Annotated in this window: 15 protein-coding genes and 1 pseudogene; 9 read left to right on the plus strand and 7 right to left on the minus strand. The window is 64.9% G+C overall.

Features of this window, described 5'->3' with window-relative positions; all coding sequences use genetic code 11:
* The first annotated feature begins 9 nt into the window (after nt 1-9).
* The 7 genes from BUB39_RS15180 to BUB39_RS15210 all read left to right on the plus strand — a co-directional run bounded on the left by BUB39_RS15180 (nt 10) and on the right by BUB39_RS15210 (nt 10183).
* Nucleotides 10-2028, plus strand: coding sequence for a hydantoinase/oxoprolinase family protein (locus BUB39_RS15180; RefSeq protein ID WP_073054857.1), 2019 nt, complete (start codon nt 10-12; stop codon nt 2026-2028).
* Nucleotides 2025-3617 carry a hydantoinase B/oxoprolinase family protein gene (locus BUB39_RS15185; protein WP_073054859.1) on the plus strand — a complete coding sequence of 531 codons (1593 nt, stop codon included), beginning with the start codon at nt 2025-2027 and terminating at the stop codon, nt 3615-3617. The genes BUB39_RS15180 and BUB39_RS15185 overlap by 4 nt, the downstream gene beginning before the upstream one ends.
* A gap of 114 nt (nt 3618-3731) precedes the next feature.
* Nucleotides 3732-5267: an ABC transporter substrate-binding protein gene (locus BUB39_RS15190; protein ID WP_244540262.1), complete on the plus strand. Its 1536-nt coding sequence runs from the start codon at nt 3732-3734 to the stop codon at nt 5265-5267.
* A 77-nt stretch (nt 5268-5344) separates the two neighbouring features.
* On the plus strand, nt 5345-6391 hold the full coding sequence (locus BUB39_RS15195) for an ABC transporter permease (RefSeq protein ID WP_084527441.1): 1047 nt from the start codon (nt 5345-5347) through the stop codon (nt 6389-6391).
* Nucleotides 6388-7245 (plus strand): ABC transporter permease, encoded by an 858-nt coding sequence (locus tag BUB39_RS15200; protein WP_244540263.1) that lies wholly within the window; start codon nt 6388-6390, stop codon nt 7243-7245. Before BUB39_RS15195 ends, BUB39_RS15200 begins: the two co-directional genes overlap by 4 nt.
* Entirely contained in the window at nt 7242-8867 is a 1626-nt protein-coding gene (nikE, locus tag BUB39_RS15205) for a nickel ABC transporter ATP-binding protein NikE (RefSeq protein WP_073054863.1), read from the plus strand. The genes BUB39_RS15200 and nikE overlap by 4 nt, the downstream gene beginning before the upstream one ends.
* A complete protein-coding gene (locus BUB39_RS15210; protein ID WP_073054864.1) occupies nt 8867-10183 on the plus strand; it encodes an amidase in 1317 nt (438 codons plus the stop codon). Before nikE ends, BUB39_RS15210 begins: the two co-directional genes overlap by 1 nt.
* 263 nt (nt 10184-10446) lie before the next feature.
* On the opposite strand, the pseudogene BUB39_RS15215 reads toward BUB39_RS15210, so the two are convergent.
* From BUB39_RS15215 to BUB39_RS15245, 7 genes and pseudogenes are all read right to left on the minus strand, one after another.
* Nucleotides 10447-10746, minus strand: a pseudogene (locus tag BUB39_RS15215) (IclR family transcriptional regulator domain-containing protein); the annotation flags it as partial.
* Nucleotides 10747-10852: 106 nt separating this feature from the next.
* A complete protein-coding gene (locus BUB39_RS15220; RefSeq protein WP_073054866.1) occupies nt 10853-11944 on the minus strand; it encodes a four-carbon acid sugar kinase family protein in 1092 nt (363 codons plus the stop codon).
* Complete coding sequence (locus BUB39_RS15225) at nt 11941-12762, minus strand: DeoR/GlpR family DNA-binding transcription regulator (RefSeq protein ID WP_073054867.1); 822 nt, start codon at nt 12760-12762, stop codon at nt 11941-11943. The genes BUB39_RS15220 and BUB39_RS15225 overlap by 4 nt, the downstream gene beginning before the upstream one ends.
* A gap of 16 nt (nt 12763-12778) precedes the next feature.
* Nucleotides 12779-13759, minus strand: coding sequence for an ABC transporter permease (locus BUB39_RS15230; RefSeq protein ID WP_073054869.1), 981 nt, complete (start codon nt 13757-13759; stop codon nt 12779-12781).
* Nucleotides 13759-14739, minus strand: a complete 981-nt coding sequence (locus BUB39_RS15235) for an ABC transporter permease (protein WP_073054871.1) — start codon at nt 14737-14739, stop codon at nt 13759-13761. The genes BUB39_RS15230 and BUB39_RS15235 overlap by 1 nt, the downstream gene beginning before the upstream one ends.
* Nucleotides 14736-16253, minus strand: coding sequence for a sugar ABC transporter ATP-binding protein (locus tag BUB39_RS15240; RefSeq protein ID WP_073054873.1), 1518 nt, complete (start codon nt 16251-16253; stop codon nt 14736-14738). Before BUB39_RS15240 ends, BUB39_RS15235 begins: the two co-directional genes overlap by 4 nt.
* Nucleotides 16254-16287: 34 nt before the next feature.
* Nucleotides 16288-17400, minus strand: a complete 1113-nt coding sequence (locus tag BUB39_RS15245) for a sugar ABC transporter substrate-binding protein (RefSeq protein WP_073054875.1) — start codon at nt 17398-17400, stop codon at nt 16288-16290.
* Between the two features lie 245 nt (nt 17401-17645).
* On the opposite strand from BUB39_RS15245, the gene pdxA reads away from it, so the two are divergent.
* Both pdxA and BUB39_RS15255 read left to right on the plus strand, forming a co-directional pair.
* Nucleotides 17646-18683 carry a 4-hydroxythreonine-4-phosphate dehydrogenase PdxA gene (gene pdxA, locus BUB39_RS15250; protein WP_073054877.1) on the plus strand — a complete coding sequence of 346 codons (1038 nt, stop codon included), beginning with the start codon at nt 17646-17648 and terminating at the stop codon, nt 18681-18683.
* 104 nt (nt 18684-18787) lie between these two features.
* Nucleotides 18788-19861, plus strand: coding sequence for an ABC transporter substrate-binding protein (locus BUB39_RS15255; RefSeq protein ID WP_073054879.1), 1074 nt, complete (start codon nt 18788-18790; stop codon nt 19859-19861).
* The last annotated feature ends 26 nt before the right edge of the window (nt 19862-19887 follow it).

The raw sequence follows: 19887 nt of genomic DNA on the forward strand, positions 1-19887 counted from the left end.
TTATCGACCTTGACGACCGATCTTAAGAAAACAAAGCGCGTCGGTATCGACATCGGCGGAACCTTCACCGACATCGTCGTCTTCGACGAGGCGACGGGCGAAGTCACCCGCGCGAAGACGCCATCGACCCCGACCGCTCCGGAGAACGGCTTCCTCGCTGCGCTCGACGCTGTCGGCGTGCCGGTCGACGAAATCGGGACACTGGTGCATGGGACGACCATCGTCACCAACCTGATCCTGGAGCGAAAGGGCGCGCGAACCGCGCTCATCACGACCCGCGGCTTCGGCGATGTGCTCGAGATCATGCGCGCCACGCGCCCGCTTCCCTATGATCTCGGCTGGCGCAAGCCCGTGCCGCTCATCCCGCGCGCCTTCTGCTTCGAAGTGAACGAGCGGATCATGGCTGACGGGACCATCGAAACCGCGATCGACGCCGCGCAGGTGGCGGCCGTCGTTGACGAGATCGTGGCCCTTGGCGTTGAAGGCATCGCCGTCAGCTTGATGCATGCCTATCTCGACGACCGGCACGAACGCATCGTCGAGGCGGTGATCCGCGAGCGCGCGCCGCATGTGGCGGTATCGATCTCGTCCAAGATCTGCCGCGAGATCCGCGAATATGAGCGTGCCAATACGACCGTCGCCAACATCTATTCGATGCCGCGCGTCCGCCGTTATGTCGATGCGCTCGCCGCACGGGTCGGGAAGCCAGGGCTCGTCAACTATCTCAGTTCCGAAGGCGGCATCGAGACCGGAACCGAAGCGTCGGAACGCCCCGTCACGCTCTGCGTTTCGGGTCCGGCCGGTGGCGTGCTCGGCGGCAGCTTCCTCGGCGACCAGACCGGCAAGCGCAATCTCGTCACCGTCGACATGGGCGGAACGAGTTTCGACGTCGCGGTGATCCGCGACGGGCGCTTCGACATCAAGAACACGTTCGAGGTCGAGTGGGGCATTCCGATCAAGACGCCGACGATCGACATCAAGACCATCGGTGCCGGCGGCGGCAGCATCGTTTGGGTCGATGATGGGGGTGCGCTGCGCGTCGGTCCGAGCAGCGCCGGCGCCGATCCGGGTCCTGCCTGCTATGGCCGCGGCGGCACGGAATGCACCGTGACCGACGCCAATCTGGTGCTCGGGCTCATCCGTTCCAACGCTGCATTTCCCCTCGATGTCGAACGCGCGCGGGCAGCCGTCGGCCGGATCGCGGAACGCTTTTCGGTCTCGATCGAGGCTGCGGCGGAAGGCATTTACCGCGTCGTCAATGCCGCGATGGCGACGGCAATCCGCCAGATGACGGTCGAAAAGGGCATCGATCCCCGCGACTTCACCCTGGTGCCATTCGGCGGGGCCGGCGGGCAGCACGCCTCGATCCTCGCCAAGGAAGTCGGCATCCCGGAGATCATCGTTCCCAACATGCCAAGCGTCTTCTCGGCGTTCGGCATGGTCAGCGCACCGCTCAAGGTCAGCCGCGCCCGCACCATTCTCAAACCGCTTGAGAGTCTGGCGCCTGGAGAGATCGAGGCCTTTCTCCGCGACCTCGCCGCCGAGATCGGAACCGACGCCTTCGAGAACGCGACCGGCGCACCGCGCTATGAGTTCAGCCTCGACCTTCGCTACGTCAAGCAGGCGCATGAGATCAGCGTGCTCGTTCAGCCGGATTGGACAGCCGGCCAGATCGCCGAGGCCTTCGAAGAGAAGCACTTCGCGCTCTATGGAACGCGGCACGGTCACGCCGTGATGGTCGTGACGAGCCGGGTCACCGCCATTGCCGATATGCCGCCGCTGCCGATCCCGGCCGAGGCGGAGATGCCGGACGCGGTGGCGACAGCCGAGCGGATGACGACCATCACCGGCGTCGCCGGACCGGTTGCCATCTATGACCGCACACGGCTCGTGCCCGGCATGCGATTTGCCGGGCCATGCCTCATCGAGGAGGTCGATACGACCTTCTTCGTCGCCGAGGGCGCCGCGGTCCGCGTCGATCCTTTCCGCAATCTTGTCATCGCCACGAACGGGGACCAGCCCTCATGAGCAGCCTCGACCCCTTCACCCAGCAGATCATCCGCAATCATCTCTTCTCGACCACCGACGAGATGATCCAGACCACGGTGTTGACGGCCTATTCGCCGACCTTCTCCGAGGGCTTCGACTTCTCTTGCGCCCTGTTCGACACGAAGGGCCGCATGGTCATGCAGTCACGCGGCGTCGGCGTCCATCTCGGCTCCCTCGTGGGCGCCATGCAGGCGATGGTGAAACGCTTCCCCGCTCCGAAGCCTGCCGACGTGTTCATCACCAACAATCCCTATCTCGCCACGCATCAGTCCGATGTGGTGGTCGCGCGGCCGATGTTCTGCGAGGGCACGCATGTCGGCTATGCCGTCAATATTGGCCATTGGACCGATATCGGCGGCATGAGCGCAGGCGGCTGCGCCGGCACCTCCACCCATGTCGTGCAGGACGGCCTCATCATCCCGCTGTCGCGGCTTTATGCGCAGGGCGTGCTGATCGAGGAGACGCGCGACTTCATTCTTGCCAATGTCCGTCTTCCCGAAGACGACTGGGGCGACCTGATGAGCCAGGTCTCGGCGACAGCGATTGCCGAGAGCCGCATCCAGTCACTCGCCGCCCGCTATGGCGTGGCTGCGGTGATCGACGGCATGGAGGCCGCGATCGAGTATTCTCGCGCCCGCTTCCTGGCCGCGCTGAAGGCAATTCCGGATGGCGTCTACGAGGCCGAGGACTTCATCGAGGATGACGGGCTGACCGACGCCACCTATCCGATCCGCGTCAAGGTCACCAAATCCGAAACCGGCTTCCTGCTCGATTTCGCCGGCACGGCGCCGCAGGCGCCGACACCCGTCAACGCGACCTTCACCTCGGCGCGTGCCGGCGCCTATGCGGCGATCGTTGCCCTCGTCGACCCGAGCATTCCGGTCAACCATGGCATCTTCGATCAGGTCGAGATGATCGCGCCACCGCGGTCGATCGTGAATGCCGAGTGGCCGGCACCGGTCTATGGCTGCACGTTCGAAATGGCGAAGCGCGTCCCGGAAACGATCCTCAAGGCCTTTGCCGAGGCCGTGCCGGAGCGGATCGGCGCCGGAAGCCACGCCTCGGGCAATAACCTCGCTGGCCGTGCCTACGACGCGCGAACCGGCACAGAGGCGGTTTGGTACAACTATTACGAGGGCGGCCAAGGTGCGACCGCCGCCGCGATCGGCAACGACGCCGTCTATTTCTGGGGCGAGACGTCGATGAACCAGCCGATCGAAGTCTGGGAGCACAAATATCCGGTCCTGGTCGATCGCTATGCGATCCGGGATGGCTCAGGCGGCGCGGGACGCCATCGCGGTGGCCACGGCACCGTCCATGAATATCGCCTGCTGGCCGACCACTATCTTTCAGGGCTCGGCGACCGCCACCGTGTTGCCCCCTGGGGTCTCGCCGGCGGCTCGCCGGGCACGCCCAATCGCTGGTCGATCCACCGCGACGGCGTCACGACAGAACTCGGGGAGCTCTACGGGCTGAAGAGCCCATCGAAATTCTACAACCTGCATGTACCCAAAGGCGACGTTCTCATCATCGAGACCGGCGGCGGGGGCGGTTACGGAACGCCATAACTCAATAAGAGAGCAACAGCTCCGACGGGAAAGACTTAAGCAATCACAATTCCAGAGGTGACTATGTCTTATCTACGCAAATTCGCTTTGTCGTCGGCGTTAGTGGTAGGAGTCGTGCTCCCATCACTTCCGGCACTGGCCGATACGGCCAGCGAGACTTTGATCGTCGCCGGCCCCCGCACCCCGGAGTCGCTCGAACTCGAATATCCTTCGACCGAGGCCGTGCAGGAGGCCCGCAAGAACGTCTATGAGCGTCTGCTCGCCTATGAGATGAAGACCAACGAAGACGGCGTCCAGGTCGAGAACTTCGACAAGCTCGTCGGCGCGCTGGCGAAGTCCTGGGAAGTGTCGCCGGACCGCTCGTCGATCACGTTCCATCTGACCGACGCCAAGAGCCACGCCGGAAATACGCTCACCGCGGACGACCTGATGTGGACCTTCGAGCGCGGCTGGACGCTCAAGGGCACCTTCTACTGGTATATGCACCAGATGCTGAAGATCAACGATTTCAGCGCCTTCCAGAAAATCGACGACCACACCGTCAAGATCCAGCTGCCCGGCCCGTCGCCACTGATCGAGCGCCTCTGGGTGAATTCGGATCTTGGGATCATCGATGCGACCGAGGCGAAGAAGCATGTCACCGCCGAGGATCCCTGGGCGGCCAAGTGGCTCAGCACCAATACGGCCTCGTTCTCGCCCTACAAGGTCACCACTTTTACGCCTGGCCGGGAAGTCGTCTATGAGGCGAACCTCGACTATTATCGCGGCGTCCCGAAGCTGAAGAAGATCATCTTCCGCGAGGTGCCGACCTCATCCAACCGCGTGGCCGCGCTCCAGGGCGGTGCCATCGACGTCGCGGAATGGCTGCTGCCGCGCGAATTGAACCTTCTGTCCAAGGTTCCCTCGGTCAAGGTTTCCAAGGTCTACGGCAACTACATCCACCGCGTCGACCTGAACAACACGATCAAGCCCTTCACCGACCCACGGGTCCGCCAGGCGCTCAACTATCTCGTTCCACGCGACCAGATCGAGAAGAGCGTCTATTTCGGCACTGCACGCCCGACCAAGAGCCCAGTCTCCGAAATCTATCCGGGCTTCACGGATGAATATTTCGGCTACACGGAAGACGTCGCGAAGGCCAAGGCACTGCTCGCCGAAGCCGGCTATCCGGATGGCTTCAAGACCGAACTCGGCTACCGCACCGGCGACGAGATCGAGGAGCAGATCGCGATCATCCTCAAGACCGCGTTTGCGAGGGCTGGCGTCGATCTGGAACTCTCCAAGCTGCCCAGTTCGACGCTGGTCGAGCGCTACTCCGGCGGCACGATCCCTGCATACTTCCTGCGCGACATGGCGATCGTCCCGGACGCCGCCTATGTCACCAATCTCTGGCTCAACAGCCAGTCGATGGTGGATTTCTCGCACTACAAGAATGCGGAGGTCGACAAGCTGATCGACAAGAACCTGACCGCCACCGACGAGCCGGCGCGCCTCGCCGACATGAAGAAGGTGCAGCAGATGGTGGTCTCGGATGCACCATGGGTGTTCCTGTTCAACCCCGGCTATCAGCTTGCGACGCGGGCCAATGTGAAGGGCACGTCCTGGTACACGCCGAACGGCAACGCCTGGTTCGACTACCACAAGGAATAGCGCGTGGGCGCGGCGGGCCAGACGGCTCGCCGCGCCGCTTCGCTTCGTCTCTCCCGGTTCAGTGAAGGAGCTGCCTCATGCGCGTGTCTCCACGACAATTCTGGCGCCGTCAGCCTCGCCTGCTGCGCATCATCGTGACGCGCATCGCATTGATCGTGCCGCAGATGTTCGGCGTGACGCTGATCGCCTTCCTCCTGATCCGCCTGCTCCCCGGCGATCCGGCGAGGCTGATCCTCGGCAATTTCGCGACCGACGAGTCGATCGCGCTCTATCATCAGAAGCTCGGCCTCGACAAAGATGTCTGGACGCAATTTGCGATCTACCTGGGCAATGTGCTGCATGGCGATCTCGGCACCTCGCCCTTCACCTCCAAGCCGATCCTCGATGACCTTGCCGATCGGGCGCCGGCGACGCTGGAGCTGATCCTGTTCGCCGTGATCTGCACGGTTGGCATCGGCGTCACGATCGCCGTCACCTCGGTGGTAAAGAAGGGCAGCGCCTTTGACTGGGGCGCGCGCGCTTATGGATTTGCAGCAGGCGCCCTGCCCGACTTCTGGGTCGCCCTGCTCCTCGTCTTCTTTCTCTATTACATGCTCGGCTGGGCGCCTGCCCCCTTTGGACGCGTCGACATGATGCTGACGCCACCGCCGACCGTGACCGGATTTTTGACCATAGACAGCCTTCTCGCAGGTGATTTCGAGGCCTTTCGCTCGTCCGCCGGTCGGCTGATCCTGCCCATTCTCACGATCACCATCGTCAATGCCGGCGCGGTCACCAAGATGACCCAGACGGTGTTTGCCGAGATCTGGGCCGCGCCTTTCGTCGAGCAGATGCGGGCCTGCGGTGTCCCGGAACGCCAGATCATCCGTGCGGCGCTGCGCAACAGCCTGCCGCCGATCATCAGCGTCTCCAGCTTCATCCTCGGCTTCCTGCTCGGCGCCGCCGTGCTGGTCGAGACGATCTTCTCCTGGGGCGGCCTCGGCCAATATGCCGTGCAGGCGGTGATCAACAGCGACTATGCGGCTTTGCAAGGCTTCGTGCTCGTCGCCTCCGCGTTCATCCTCGTCGTCTATTCGATTGCCGACATCCTTTATGAAGTCGTCGATCCGCGGATCAGGACATGATCACCATGCCATCCGACGCACCGATCCGCTCATCGTTCCTCCGCCCCGCCCTTGTCATCGGTCTCTTCCTGCTGGCGCTCCAACTGATCGCCATCATCTTCGCCCCGTGGATCGCGCCATTTTCGCCGATCGAGGCAAATCCGATCGACTCGCTCCAAACACCCAATGCCATCCACTGGCTGGGCACCGACGAACTCGGCATGGACATCTTCTCGCGCATCGTCTTCGCCACGCGCGTCAACCTCCTGATCGGCTTCGCAGCGGTGGCGATCTCGCTCGCGATCGGCGTGCCGATCGGCGTCCTGGTCGGCTATTACCGCGGTTTCACCGGCGCACTCGTGATGCGCTTTTTCGACTTCATCCAGTCCTTTCCCGTCTTTGTGCTCGGCATGGCGCTGGTCGCCGTGCTCGGACAGGAGATCTGGAGCGTCGTCATCGTGCTGTGCATGCTGTTCGTGCCGATGTTCTCGCGCATCGTCCGCGCCGAAGTCCTGTCGCTTCGAGAGCGCCCGTTCATCGCCGCCGCGCGGTGCAGCGGAGCGGGTGATTTCGCGATCATGTTCCGCCACATCCTGCCGAACGCCATGACGCCGGTGATCGTGCAGATCTCCGTCTCGATCGGCATGGCCATCCTGTTGACCGCGGGCCTTTCATTCATCGGCGCCGGCGTGCGGCTGCCCGCGCCGGAATGGGGACTGATGGTGAGCTCCGGCGCCCAGCAGATGATCCTTGGAGTCTGGTGGGTTGCTCTGTTCCCCGGCCTCGCAATCGTCTTTTCGGTTCTGTCCTTTGCGCTCCTCTCCGATGAGGCCAAGCGCCTCCTCGACACCAGCAGGCCCGGAGTGCGGCGATGAGCCAGAGTAGCGAGGCGCCTATCGTCGAACTGGACGGCCTCAGCGTCGGCTTCGGCGACAAGACCGTGATCGACGGTGTCGATCTGCAATTGCGTCCGCGCGAGATCTTCGGCGTCGTCGGCGAAACGGGCGCCGGCAAGTCGGTGCTCGCCCGCGCCATCATCGGCCTTCTCCCCACCGGTGGCCGGGTTCTTGCCGGACAGGTGCGTTATCGCGGCCAACCGGTCAGCACGATGGGGCCCGAGGATGCGAGGGCGTTTCGCGGCGGCAAGGTGGCCCTGATCGGCACCAATGCCAAGGCGCTGCTCGATCCTGTCGCGCGGGTCGGCGACCAGATCGCGCGCGTCGTGCGGAGCCATGAACGGTTGGACAAGCGAGCCGCCACGGCCCGCGCGGTCGCTCTCATGCGCGAGATCGGCATCAACGACCCGGAACGACGTGCCCGCGCCTATCCGCATGAACTTTCCGGCGGCATGGCGCAGCGCATCGTGATCGCGATGGCGCTTGCCGGCAATCCGGACGTCCTGCTCGCTGATGACGCAACACTCGGCCTCGACGCGACCGTCCAGGCGCAAGTGCTCGAGAGCCTGGTCGAACGCTCGCGGGAGCGCGGCCTGTCGGTGCTTCTCGTCACGCACGACCTCGGCATCGTCCGGCATTATTGCGACCGCGTCGCCGTGATGAAAGCTGGCCGGCTCGTGGAAGTCGGCGACGTCGAGCCCTTCCTGGCTGCGCCTGCAAACCCCTATAGCCGCGAACTCCTCGACGCCGCCCGAGCCCGGCCGACGCTGCAGCGGCCGCTCGCCGAGGACGACCGCCCGCCACTGGTCAGCGTCCGCGACCTGACGATGCATTTTGCGGTCCCTGGTTCGGTCGAGCCGATCCGGGCCGTCGATGGGGTCAGCTTCTCGATCGCAGCCGGCGAAACGCTGGCCCTTGTCGGCGAAAGCGGCTCCGGCAAGACGACGGCGGGCCAATGCCTGATGCGTCTGCTCGACAACACCGATGGCCGCATCATCTTCAACGGCCGCGACATCACCGACCTTCGCGAGAACGCTTTTCGGCCGCTCCGGCGCAACATGCAGATGGTGTTTCAGGAACCCTATGTCGCGCTCAATCCGCGCTGGCGCGTGCGCGACCTGCTCGCCGAGCCGATGGCACTCATCGAGCCCATGACCTCCGCCGAGCGCGCGCGGCGGGTGGCGGAGCTCCTCGAGGCAGTCCATCTGCCCACCGCTCTCGCCGAAGCGCGGCCGCATGAGTTGACGGCCGGCGAGCAAAAGCGCGTCGGCGTGGCGCGGGCGCTCGCCACGAAGCCGAGCTTCATTGTCTTCGACGAGCCAACCACCGCGCTCGACATTCGCGTCCGCGCCCAGATCATCGATCTCATTCGTGGGTTGCAGTCGCAGATGAACCTCGCGGCACTGTTCATCACGCATGACCTCAACTCGGTCCGCTCGCTCGCCCATCGCGTCGCGGTGATGCATCTCGGCAAGATCGTCGAACAGGGCAGCACGGAGGCCATCTTCGAGCGCGCCGAGCACCCCTATACGCGCAAGCTCCTCGCCGCCGAATTGCCCGTCGACTGCGAACCGCTGCCGCCCGGGGATATCGCCGCGTGATGCCGCGCGGCGTAGCTGCGCCGTGCGATCTCGACGCGTCGTCGGCGCTGGCGCTGATCCGCTCGAGGCAACTCGGGGCGGAGGAGTTGGTTCGCTCCTGCCTCGACAGGATTGCGGAGCGCGAGCCGACGATTCGCGCATTCGTGTCAGTTGACGCGGATGCCTCCATCGCCGCGGCGCGTCTGTTGGACAATGGCGTCGGCCGGGATGGGCCGCTTCAGGGCCTGCCATTCGGGGTGAAGGACGTCATCGACGTCGCCGGCATGGAAACGCAGTTCGGCTCCGACTTACCGATCGGGCGCGTGGCCCACGCCGATGCCGCTGTCGTTGCGACGCTTCGCCGGGCCGGTGCCATCGTGCTCGGCAAGACCGAAAGCGTGGAACTCGCCGCGACTGGCCGCATTCCGCCGACGCGCAACCCGCGCGATCCGACGAGAACGCCGGGGGGATCATCGTCCGGTTCGGCGGCTGCAGTTGCCGCAGGAATGGTCCCCTTTGCTATCGGGACGCAGACCGGCGGATCGCTCGTCCGACCAGCTTCTTATGTCGGGATCCATGCGCTGAAGCCGAGTCACGGCGTCGTGCCGGTGGGCGGCGTCCACCCGCATGCGCCCTCGCTCGATTGCGTCGGCTGGCACGCCCGATCGGTCGCCGATCTCGCACTCGTCGCCTCGCTGTTTCCCTTTCCGCCCGCTCCCCGACCGGTCGCCGCTGACCCGCGCCGACTTCGCGTAGGGATCTGCTGGACCCCGCAATGGGACGAAGTTGACGGAGACGGCCGTTTCGTCTTCCAGGCGGCGGTCGATAGACTTGCCGCGGCGGGCATCGACCTCGGCGAAGCGACGCTGCCGCCGCTGTTCGATGGCCTATCAGCGGCGCAACTCGCAATCATGCGCGGCGAGGCGCGCATCTCGTTCCGGCGCTACTACGACTGCTGGCGCGAGCAGATGCACCCTGACCTCGCGGCGATTTTCGAGGAGGACGCGGCCCCTCGGGCCGGGACGACGGACCGCCTTGCCGACGCGCTCGCGCTGGCAGCGCGCTGCCGCGCCGTCTTTGCCGATCTCGCACATTCGTTCGACGCGATCATTGCGCCGGCCACAACCGGCGCTGCGCCACTGATCGGCAGCGGCACCGGATTGCCGACCATGAACAGGATGTGGACAGCGCTTCACGTCCCCATCGTCGCGCTCCCGACATCCCGAGACGGAAGCGCGCTGCCGATCGGCTGCCAACTGATTGGACGCTTTCGCGAAGACAATCACCTGTTGCAGGTGGCCGCGCATATCGACAGCTTCCTGCAGCCGACCAGTTGAAGGGGCGAGCAGGAGCACGGGACGTCCGGGCTTCGCGCCGGGCACCGTCGCTCTGAGACCAGGCCCGCTGCCCTCGGCGGCGACCGCTTCTGTCTCAATGCCCGCCTCGGCAAGAAATGCCGCGAGCCTCGCGGCAACGGCCGCGACGCCGCCGTGATTGGCTGTGCCGCTGTCGATGGCGACCAGTTCGCCGAGGAGCGACAGCATCACGTCACAACGGGATGCCAGCCATTCGACGGCCGACAGGGGCGCGGTGGCCGACATCAGACGCCCCGCCCGCCGGCCGTGAGGCCGTTTACGTCCCAATGGCTGAGCGAGCGGGCCGCTTCAACAACGTAGGGCGAGAACCGACGCTCATAGTCCTCCGGGTCCCATTTGGTGAGCGTGCCGGCAACATGGACGGCGGCGACGGGCCGCCCGGCGGCATCGAGAACCTGGGCCGCGACCGCCACCTCGCTCGGCGCGCTCTCGTTGACGACGAAGCCATAACCGCGCTCGCGCGACCGGGCGCCCTTTGCCTCAGCCATGAGCTGCTGCCGGGCCGATGGCGCGGAGAAGATCGTCTGGCCGGTCCGAGCGGCGGTAACGCTCCGCTGGCCGGATCATGACGCATGATGGGGTTTTTGGCCCCGCTCGACGCGCGAACAGCTGGTCGAAGCCTCCCCTAGATCATACGACGGCGAGTTGACGTACCAGCCAGTCCTCGCCGCCGAACGCTCCGGACTTCGAGAAGCAGGGCACGCCCGTCCATCGGCCGGCATCCATCCGCGAGGCCGGGATCCCAGGTTCGCTTTCGCCCATTGCCACGAGCCTGTCGGCGCCGAGGGCGGCGCAGAGCGAGGCGAAGGTCTCCCCGCCGACGACGGTCAGCACATCGGGCGGTGGCATCTCGTCCGCGAGACCGTCGATCCGGCGAGCGATGAGCCGTGCCGCCTCTGCACCGTCGATCCCATCGGGCAGATCCGGCATGGCGACGCAGCGTCCGCTCGCCGACAACCGTGCGGCGATCGCCCGGGCGCTTGCCGCCACGTCGGCGCCATAGCGGACAATCGGCTCCTTGCTGTGTTCCAAGAACGCAGCGATCTGGCGGCGCGTGACGTGGTGATGCGAGCCGACCAGCACGAAATGCGAGCCTGGCGGCGACGCGACAACCGGCACCGGGCGACCGGCGAGCGCCCGCGCCAGCCCGGCAGCGCCGCACCAGAGCGTTCCGGCGGCGCCGCGGTGGCGAGCGACGATTCCATCGAGTTCGTCATCCGCCGTTGCGTCGAGCAGCAGGACCTTCGTGCCTTGATCGGCAAGCGGGTTTGTCGTTTCGGTCGCGATGGCGATTCCATGGCGGGCGAGCGCCGTCGCCGGCTCGGCGACCAGCTTGATCGCGCCGGTAGCGTCGGCCACGACCTGGCGTCCGCCGATCGTCATCCGCCGCTGCGCTGGAAAGGCCGGCGCGAGCACGACACGGCGGAACAGGCCCGACCGGACTATCTCCGCGAGTTCGGCGGCCCAATGGCCGCGCAAGAGGCTGTCGATCTTCTTGAAGGCGATGTCGGCCCCGGTCAGCGCCGCCACGGTGTCCCGCGTCGCTGCGATCGCCGCCGTCTCCTCGCCGTCGCGGCATGACATATTAATGGCGAAGGACGTTCCCGGTCGAGCGGCCTTCGGATCGACGAGAACCGGAACGGGACCGACAAGGCCGGCAAACTGGGCGCTCGTGTCGAGCGCTCCGGTGAGATCGTCGGCGACGAGGCGAAAAAGAGTCATGCGGCGGCGGTCGTCGAGGCTCTCGACGGGACGACGGTCACCGAGACGCCGATGTTGCGGACCCGCTCGATCTCGGAGGGGTCGGCTCGGTCGTCGGTGAAGAGCTCGTGGATATCGGAGAGTTCGCAAATTCTGCAGAACGCGGCCGCGCGGAACTTCGATGCATCGGCGAGCAGTACGACGCGCCGCGCCGCCGCGATCATGGCGCGCTTCATGGCAGCGGCCTCAAGCGACGTTTCGCTGAGTCCGAGAGCCGTGATGGCATGCGTGCCTATCAAGGCAACATCGGCCGATAGCTCCCGGAGTAACCCTTCGCCCGGCTCGCCGACCATGGTAAGCGAACCCGCCCGCACCGTGCCGCCGAGCACGACGACCCGCATATTGTTGGCCCCGGCCAGCACCTGGCCGATGCCGAGATCATTGGTAACGGCGGTCAGAGGGACGCCTCGCTCGACGCAGGCACGAGCTGCCGCGAGAACCGTGGAACTGCTGTCGAAGAGAACGCTGGCGCCGGATTTCAGCGTCGCTGCGGCAGCTGAACCGATCGCCTCCTTCTCGAACCGGTCGAATTCGGCGGTGATCGCCGCCTCCGGCTCGAAGGTCGATTGCAACTGCTTCTGGATCACAGCCCCGCCATGCGAGCGCTCCAGATAGCCGCGCTCCTCGAGATGCTCCAGATCGCGGCGGACCGTCGACATCGAGATGCCGATCGCCTCGGCCAGCTCCTGGATGGAGGCGGCGCCGCGCTTGCGGATGAGCTCGAGCATCGTCGCGCGGCGCTGGGCGGGTATGAGTTCGGGGCGTCGGGTCTGATTCATTGATTTCGAACGGAGGTTAGGGGGTGCGGCGGGCGCGGTCGATCAAGAGCATCGCGAGGATGATGCCGCCGAACACCATCTGCCGCAACGCGTCGGGGACCTGCATCAACGAAAGAACCGAGGCGAGCAGAGTGATGAAGATCGCACCCATGAAGGTGCCCGAATAATTGCCGCTGCCGCCGAAGATCGACGTGCCCCCGAGGACGACCGCGGCGATGACCGGCATCAGATAGCTGTCGCCCATGCCCTGATAGGCTTGGTTGGCATAGCCGACGAGCAACAGCCCGCCGAGGCTTGAAAGGAGGCCGGCCAGGGCGAAGACGCCTACGATGATTCGCTCGACCGGAGCGCCAGCGAGGAAGAGAGCTCGCGGCGACTGACCGAGCGCATAGATATAGTTGCCGAAGACGGTGCGTCGCAGCATGAAAAGCACAAGCGCTCCAACGACAAGCCATAGAAGAAAGGCATTCGGAATGCCGACGGTCCGCTCGCGGGCGAGGAAGACCATCAGAGACGGCGGTGCGCCGGCCGGTTTCGCACCGCTGGTGTAGAACACCGTGATCCCGAGCAGCATCGCATTGACGGCGAGCGTCCACACCATGGCCGGAATCCGGAAGATCGCAACGCCGAGGCCGTTGACCGCCCCGATGAGCAGCCCGCCGGCGAGCCCGGCAGGGATCGCGATGAAGGCGAGCGTCGGGTTGCCCGACCCTGCGAGCGAGGTGGCGAGGATCGCCGTGCCGGTGATGGTCAGCGGCACGGAGAGGTCGATCTGCCCAAGCAGGATGACCAGCATCGCACCGGTTGCGAGGATACCGACGATCGCCGCGATCTGGAGCTGCTGCAGCAGGTAGTTGACCGAGAGAACGCCTGGAGATTCCAGCGCGGCGCCGGCCAGCACCACGACGCTGGCGACCAGAAGGATGACTACCGAACGATCGACGCCCCACGACGCCATCCGCCCTGTGCCGGTCGTTGAAGATGAGGTCGTTGACATCAGAGGAACCGCTCCAGGCGGGATCGCACGCGAAGCATGCCGAGCGAGCCAAGGGCGATGGCGATCGCAAGGATGGCGCCCTCGAAGAAGGGCTGAGCCAGCGGCGGAAGGTTGGAGAAGAACATAAGAGCCGAAATCGTCTTGAGGATGAAGGCGCCGAGCGCCGCGCCGAGCGGCGAGCCGACCCCGCCCGACAATGCAACGCCACCGATGACGACCGCGGCGATCGAATTAAGTGTGTAGGACGGCCCGATATTCGGATCGCCCGTCAGCGTCAGCATGCTGATATAAAGTCCCGCGAGCGACGCGAAGAAGCCGCCAAGCGCATAGGCCGCAAGCGTCACCTGAGGCACGCGGATGCCGGTCATCACCGAGGCGTCCCGCGAGGAGCCAATGGCGTAAAGGCTCATGCCGAACCGGCTCCGACGCAGCGGGATGGCGACCAGAACCAGAATGATGGCGAGTGCGATCAGCGCTGTGGGCACGCCATAGACATCGTAGGTCAGCGCGTCGGAGAGCGTCTCGTCGATATCCCCGCCTGGTGTTGGCCGCAGCAATAGGGCAACGCCTGAATAAAGGCTGCCGAGCGCGAGCGTCGCCACGATCGGCGGAATACGGCCGACGACGACGGCGAGGCCGTTGAGCAGACCGCAGCCAGTGCCGACAATCATGACCAGCAGGACTCCAAGCGCCACTTCGCCAAGGGAACCCGACAGGAGGTGCGAGGCAGCGACATTGGTCAGCGCGATCATGGGACCGACCGAGAGATCGATGCCGCGCACCAGCACGACGAAGAACTGCGCTATGGCGGCAAGCGCCAGGAGCAGGCCCTGATTCGACCAGATCGTCATCACATAGGTTGAGAAGCCGCGCGGCTGGATGGTGATGTAGAACGCGAACAGGATCGCGAGCAGCACCGCTGAGATCACGACGCGCGGCACCTTGAACTTGCCGCTTCGGGATATGCCGGTTTCTGTCATGTCGAGGCCGTGTTCGAGTGGGCGTTGAGCGCTGCGGCGATCAGGGCGTCGGGCGTGACCTCGTCGCCGCTCATCTCGCGGACAACCCGCCCGCGATAGAAGACGTAGATGCGATGGCAGAGATGGATGAGTTCCTCATAGTCCGTCGACTGAAGGATGATCGCGAGGCCCTCACCTGCCAGTTCCTGGAGAAGACGGTAGATCTGCGCCTTAGTGCGCACATCGATGCCACGCGTCGGGTCCATCAGAAGCAGGCAGCGCGGCGATAGGGCGAGCCATTTTGCGAGCACGACCTTCTGCTGATTGCCGCCCGAGAGCACCTTGACCGGATCGTCGAGGCTTTTCAGCTTGATCTCCAGCCGTTCCGTGAGGCGCGCAACGGCCACGTCTGCAGGGCCCGCCGCCTTTGTCAGCCCATAGGGCTTGCGGCTGAGCCCGGCGAGGCTGAGATTCTCGCCGATCGACATGTCGAGGATCAGGCCCTCGGTCTTGCGGTCTTCCGGAACGAGGGCGATGTCGACGCCCGGCGCCTTCGCGCGGCGCGGGGTGACACCGCCAAGCGGCTTGCCGTCGAGCGTCAGCGTTCCCTGCACACCCTTCAGGACGCCGAAGACGGCATGCATCAGATATTGCTGGCCCTGGCCGTCGAGGCCGCCAAGGCCGATGATCTCGCCCGGCCGGACGTCGAAGTCGACAGCGTCAAGCCCGCGCTCCCAGCTGAGGCCGCGCCCTGAAAGGAGCGGTGCGACGCTCATGGCTGGCCCCGCGACTCGCGGGGGGAAGAGTTCGGTCAGCGGCTGCCCGACCATCAGTCCGATCATCTCGTCGCGGTTGCGCGTGCCGGCCGCGAAGGTCTCGACATGGCGGCCATTGCGAAACACCGAGACGCGGTCCGCCACGGCGTCGATCTCGTACATCCGATGGGAGATGAAGAGGATCGCGCAGCCTTCATCGCGCAGCTTGCGGATCACGGCAAACACCGTCTCCACACGCTCGGCCGTCAGCGCCGCCGTGGCCTCGTCGAGGATCAACAGACGCGGCCGCCGGTGGATAGCCTTGGCGATCTCGACAAGCTGCCGATCGGCAAGCGGAAGCTCGGAGACGAGCGAAGAGAGGCCGATATGGCTGCCGCCAACGCTATCGAGCGAGGCGCGCACGGCCTTGACTGCGGCGCCGCGAATGAGCCGCAGCATCGGCCCGCCGTCACCGAGCAGGAGATTGTCGCGCACCGTGAGATGCGGCATCAGCGACAATTCCTGGAACATGCAGACGATGCCGAGCGCCGTCGCATCGCGCGGCGTCGCGAAATGCCGCTCGACTCCGTCGACCTTGATGGTGCCGCCATTGGGCGTGATCACGCCCGCCAGCAGCTTCATTAAAGTCGACTTGCCGGCGCCATTCTCGCCGAGAATGGCGTGAACGGCACCAGCCTCGATCGTCAGCGAGACGTCGGTCAGGGCAGGAATCCCGCCATAGGTCTTGGATACGGCGGAGAATTCGACGAGAGATGTCATTCGAACTGGCCTTCCGATGTCCCGCCGACGCGGATCACTCCGCGTTCTGGGCGTCCTGTCCCAGCAGTTCCTGCGGCGTGAAGACCGGGAAGCACTGCGGATAGCCGGTCGTCGTATAAAAATTCGGAGGCAGGTCCGGGAAGTAGTCCTTGCCGGAAACGAGATCGGCATTGTTCTTGTTCGGAATCGGCAGGAAGACCTTCTGGGGCAGTGCTTTGCCATTGAGGAGCACGACCGCCGCCTCCAGAGCGAGTGCCGACATCGCCGGCGCCTGCGCGGCGGTTATTCCCGGATACTTGCCCTCGACGGCAAGCTGGCGCGTGCCGTTACCCGCGTCGACGCCGATCGGGACGACCGGGTGCTTGGCAGCCTGCATCGCATGAAGCGCGCCGATCGCCCCCTCCTGGACCATCACGCCGTCGAAATTGCCATTGGTGGCAATCGCGTCGGCGGTGCCCTTCTCGGCGGTGCCCGCATCCCAGTTGCCGACGACCTGTACGACCTTCAGGTCCTTGTACTGGTCGAGCACCGAATGCATGCCCTCATGGTTGTCGCGATCGACGCTGTTGCCCGGCAGGCCCGAAATCTCGAGCACCTGGCCCTTCACGTCGCCCTTGGCAGCCTTGATCCCGTCGACGACGGCCTGCGCCTTCATGCGGCCGAGGTCGAACTGGTCCTCGTTGACCTGCACGATCTTGTCGGAATCGAGAACGTTGTCGAACGTGACGAGCACGACGCCGGCGCGCTGTGCACGCTTCACAACCGCGTCGAAGGCGGTCGGGTTCACCGCGTTGATGACAATCGCGTCGTAGCCAGCAGCGATGTAGTTATCAATCGCCGCGATCTGGGCGGCTGAGTCATTCCCGACCGAGATCACCTTGAACTCGGAGAGCTGTTTGGCATTGTCAGGGCGCGCACCCCATGCCTTGGCGGACTGGATAGCGGTGATGCGCCAATCATTGCCGACATAGCCGTTCACCAGCGCGATCTTGTACGGGCCCTTCTTGGCATCATACTGGATCGTCTTCTGATTGTCCTTGGCCGGGCTGAAGCACTCCGGCTTGTAGGTATCGGCATGAGCGCCCCAGGTTAGCGCAGCGATCGACGCCGCGCCCAGGAGCCGGGTTATGAATTTCACGGATGCCATGGCAAGTCCTCCCTTTCAGATCGAGTGAGGCGCAGCAGCCTGCGCTCATATTCACTCGCCGGTGGTAGAAAGTGAGAGATTTCGAAAAGTGTCAACTCCCATTTAACACGCGCTCGGCCGCCTGCGCCCACTTTACCCCGCTTTTGTGCAGTGCAATGACGTTTTCTGATAGAACGTGACGTTATATGACTTCCCAACTCCGCCCGCCTTCGCTAGCTTCCGCTCAAACAAGATCAGGTGCATCAGTGTCTCGACCCAGGATTGCCGTCACATCGGGAGACCCGGCCGGAATCGGACCGGAGATCATGGCGCGCGCAGCCACAGTGCTGCGCCCGCGTATCGCTTCCGGCGATCTCTCGCTCGTGCTTGTTGGATCGGCCTCGGCCCATCGCAATGCCGTGAAGTCTCTTGGCCTCGATGATCCCGCGGTGTCCGTCGATCCGGCCCTCCTCGCAGCGCCAGACTCGCCACCCATTGCCTTCGTCGACGTCGATGCCGATCGGCTTGAGGTTCCGGTCGGGCGCTCCACCGCCGAGGGTGGCCGGATCGCCTATGATGCGATTGCGAAGGCCGTCGATTTCGCGATGGACGGACGCGCAGATGCCATCTGCACCGGGCCGATCAGCAAGGAGGCCTTGAACTTCGCCGGCCATCACTACAGCGGCCACACCGAGCTTCTGGCGGACCTGACCGGCGCCCGCGACAGCGTCATGCTGCTCGCTCACGGCAATATGCGCGTCAGCCACATCACCACCCATGTCGCCCTTGAAGACGTGCCGCGCCGCGTGACCCCCGAGCGGATCAGCCGCGTCGTGGTGCTGACCGACGAGGCACTCAAGGCGCTCGGTCTGCCGCGCCGCAAGATCGCAATTGCCGCGCTGAACCCGCATGCTGGCGAAGGCGGCCTGTTCGGTCGGCAGGATATCGACATCGTCGAACCGACGATCCGCAAGCTTCGCGATGAGGGCTTCGATGTAGAGGGGCCGGTGCCTGGCGATACGGTCTTTGTGAAGCTGCGCGCCCGGCAGTTCGATGCGGTGATCGCGATGTATCACGACCAGGGGCACATCCCGGTCAAGCTTCTCGGCTTCTCGGTGGACGAGAAGACCGGCCGCTGGGAGGCGCTGAGCGGGGTCAATGTCACGCTTGGCCTGCCGATCATCCGGACATCGGTCGATCACGGCACGGCGTTCGACATCGCCGGCCGTGGCATCGCCAGTGAAACGAGCCTCATCGAGGCGATCGAACTCGCCGCGTCCTTCGCGCGATCGCGAAGCGCCTGACGCCGGAGGAGCGGGCCCACGGGCCCGTCGGCGCACCATTCATCGCGACCGGTCCGGGCCGGCCCGGTCGCACTCATACAATCTCGGCCCTTGGGGAGGATCCTATGATTTACAGACGAATTCGGACCGTTCTGCTGGCGATGGCGGCGCCCCTAGCCGTCGCGCTGGCGGGCTCTGCCTCGGCAGCGGCCGACAAGCCTACCATCGGCGTTGTCGTTCCGACGCTCGCTGCGCAGTTCTGGAACAACTACATCGACTTCATGAAAAAGGGCTCGGAAGAACTCGGGGTCAATCTCGTCGTGCTCAACGCCGACAACAAGCCCGATCAGATGGTGAAGTCGCTTGAAGACCTCGTCGCCCAGCCGGTCGATGGGATCATCTTCACGCCCTATTGGGCGACGGCAGCCCGTGGCCTGACGCTCGCGAAGGACGCCAATATTCCGGTGATCCTGACCGACAGCTATCCGGACTTCCAGCCGCAGAGCGATCGCTTCCCGAACTATAGCGCCTTTGTCGGCCCGAGCGACGAGGATGCCGGCAAGCAGATGGCCGAGGCGCTTTTTGCCGCCATTCCTGCCGACGCGAACGGCAAGAAGGTCATCGGCGTCGTTAATGGCACGGCCGGTACGTCGGTCGCCATCGACCGCCGCAAGGGCCTCGAGGACGCGCTGAAGGATCATCCGGAAGTGGTTATCGCGGGCGAAGTCGACGGCAATTTCGTCCGTGATACGTCCCAGACGGTGTTCGAGTCGCTCTATCAGGGCAACCCTGAGATCAAGGGCGTCTGGGCCGCCAATGGCGGCACGGCGACGGGCGTCATGACGGCGCTGAAGAATGCCGGCAAGCAGCCCGGCAAGGACGTGATGGTCGTCGCCATGGACCTCAACCCCGAGAATGTTACGGCGGTCAAGAATGGCGAGTTGCTGTTCGACATCGGCGGTCACTGGCTGCAGGGCGGCTTCGCGCTCGTCATGCTCTACGACCAGATCAAAGGTCACCCGATCCCGAAGGATCAGGACAACGTCAAGCTGAAGCTGCTGCCGCTGACGCAGGACCGCGTCGCCCAGTTCGAGGCCGATTTCCCCGGCGGCGTGCCGCCCTATGACTTCAAGGCCCACTCGCAGACCTACACGCCGAGCGCCGGCGCGGCCACCTTCGAGCTGAAATACTCGAAGTAAGCTGAGGTCACACGGTCGCGGCCCGG

Origin of the sequence: Kaistia soli DSM 19436 (genome assembly GCF_900129325.1) — a bacterium.
In the GTDB taxonomy this organism is placed as follows: Bacteria; Pseudomonadota; Alphaproteobacteria; order Rhizobiales; family Kaistiaceae; genus Kaistia; species Kaistia soli.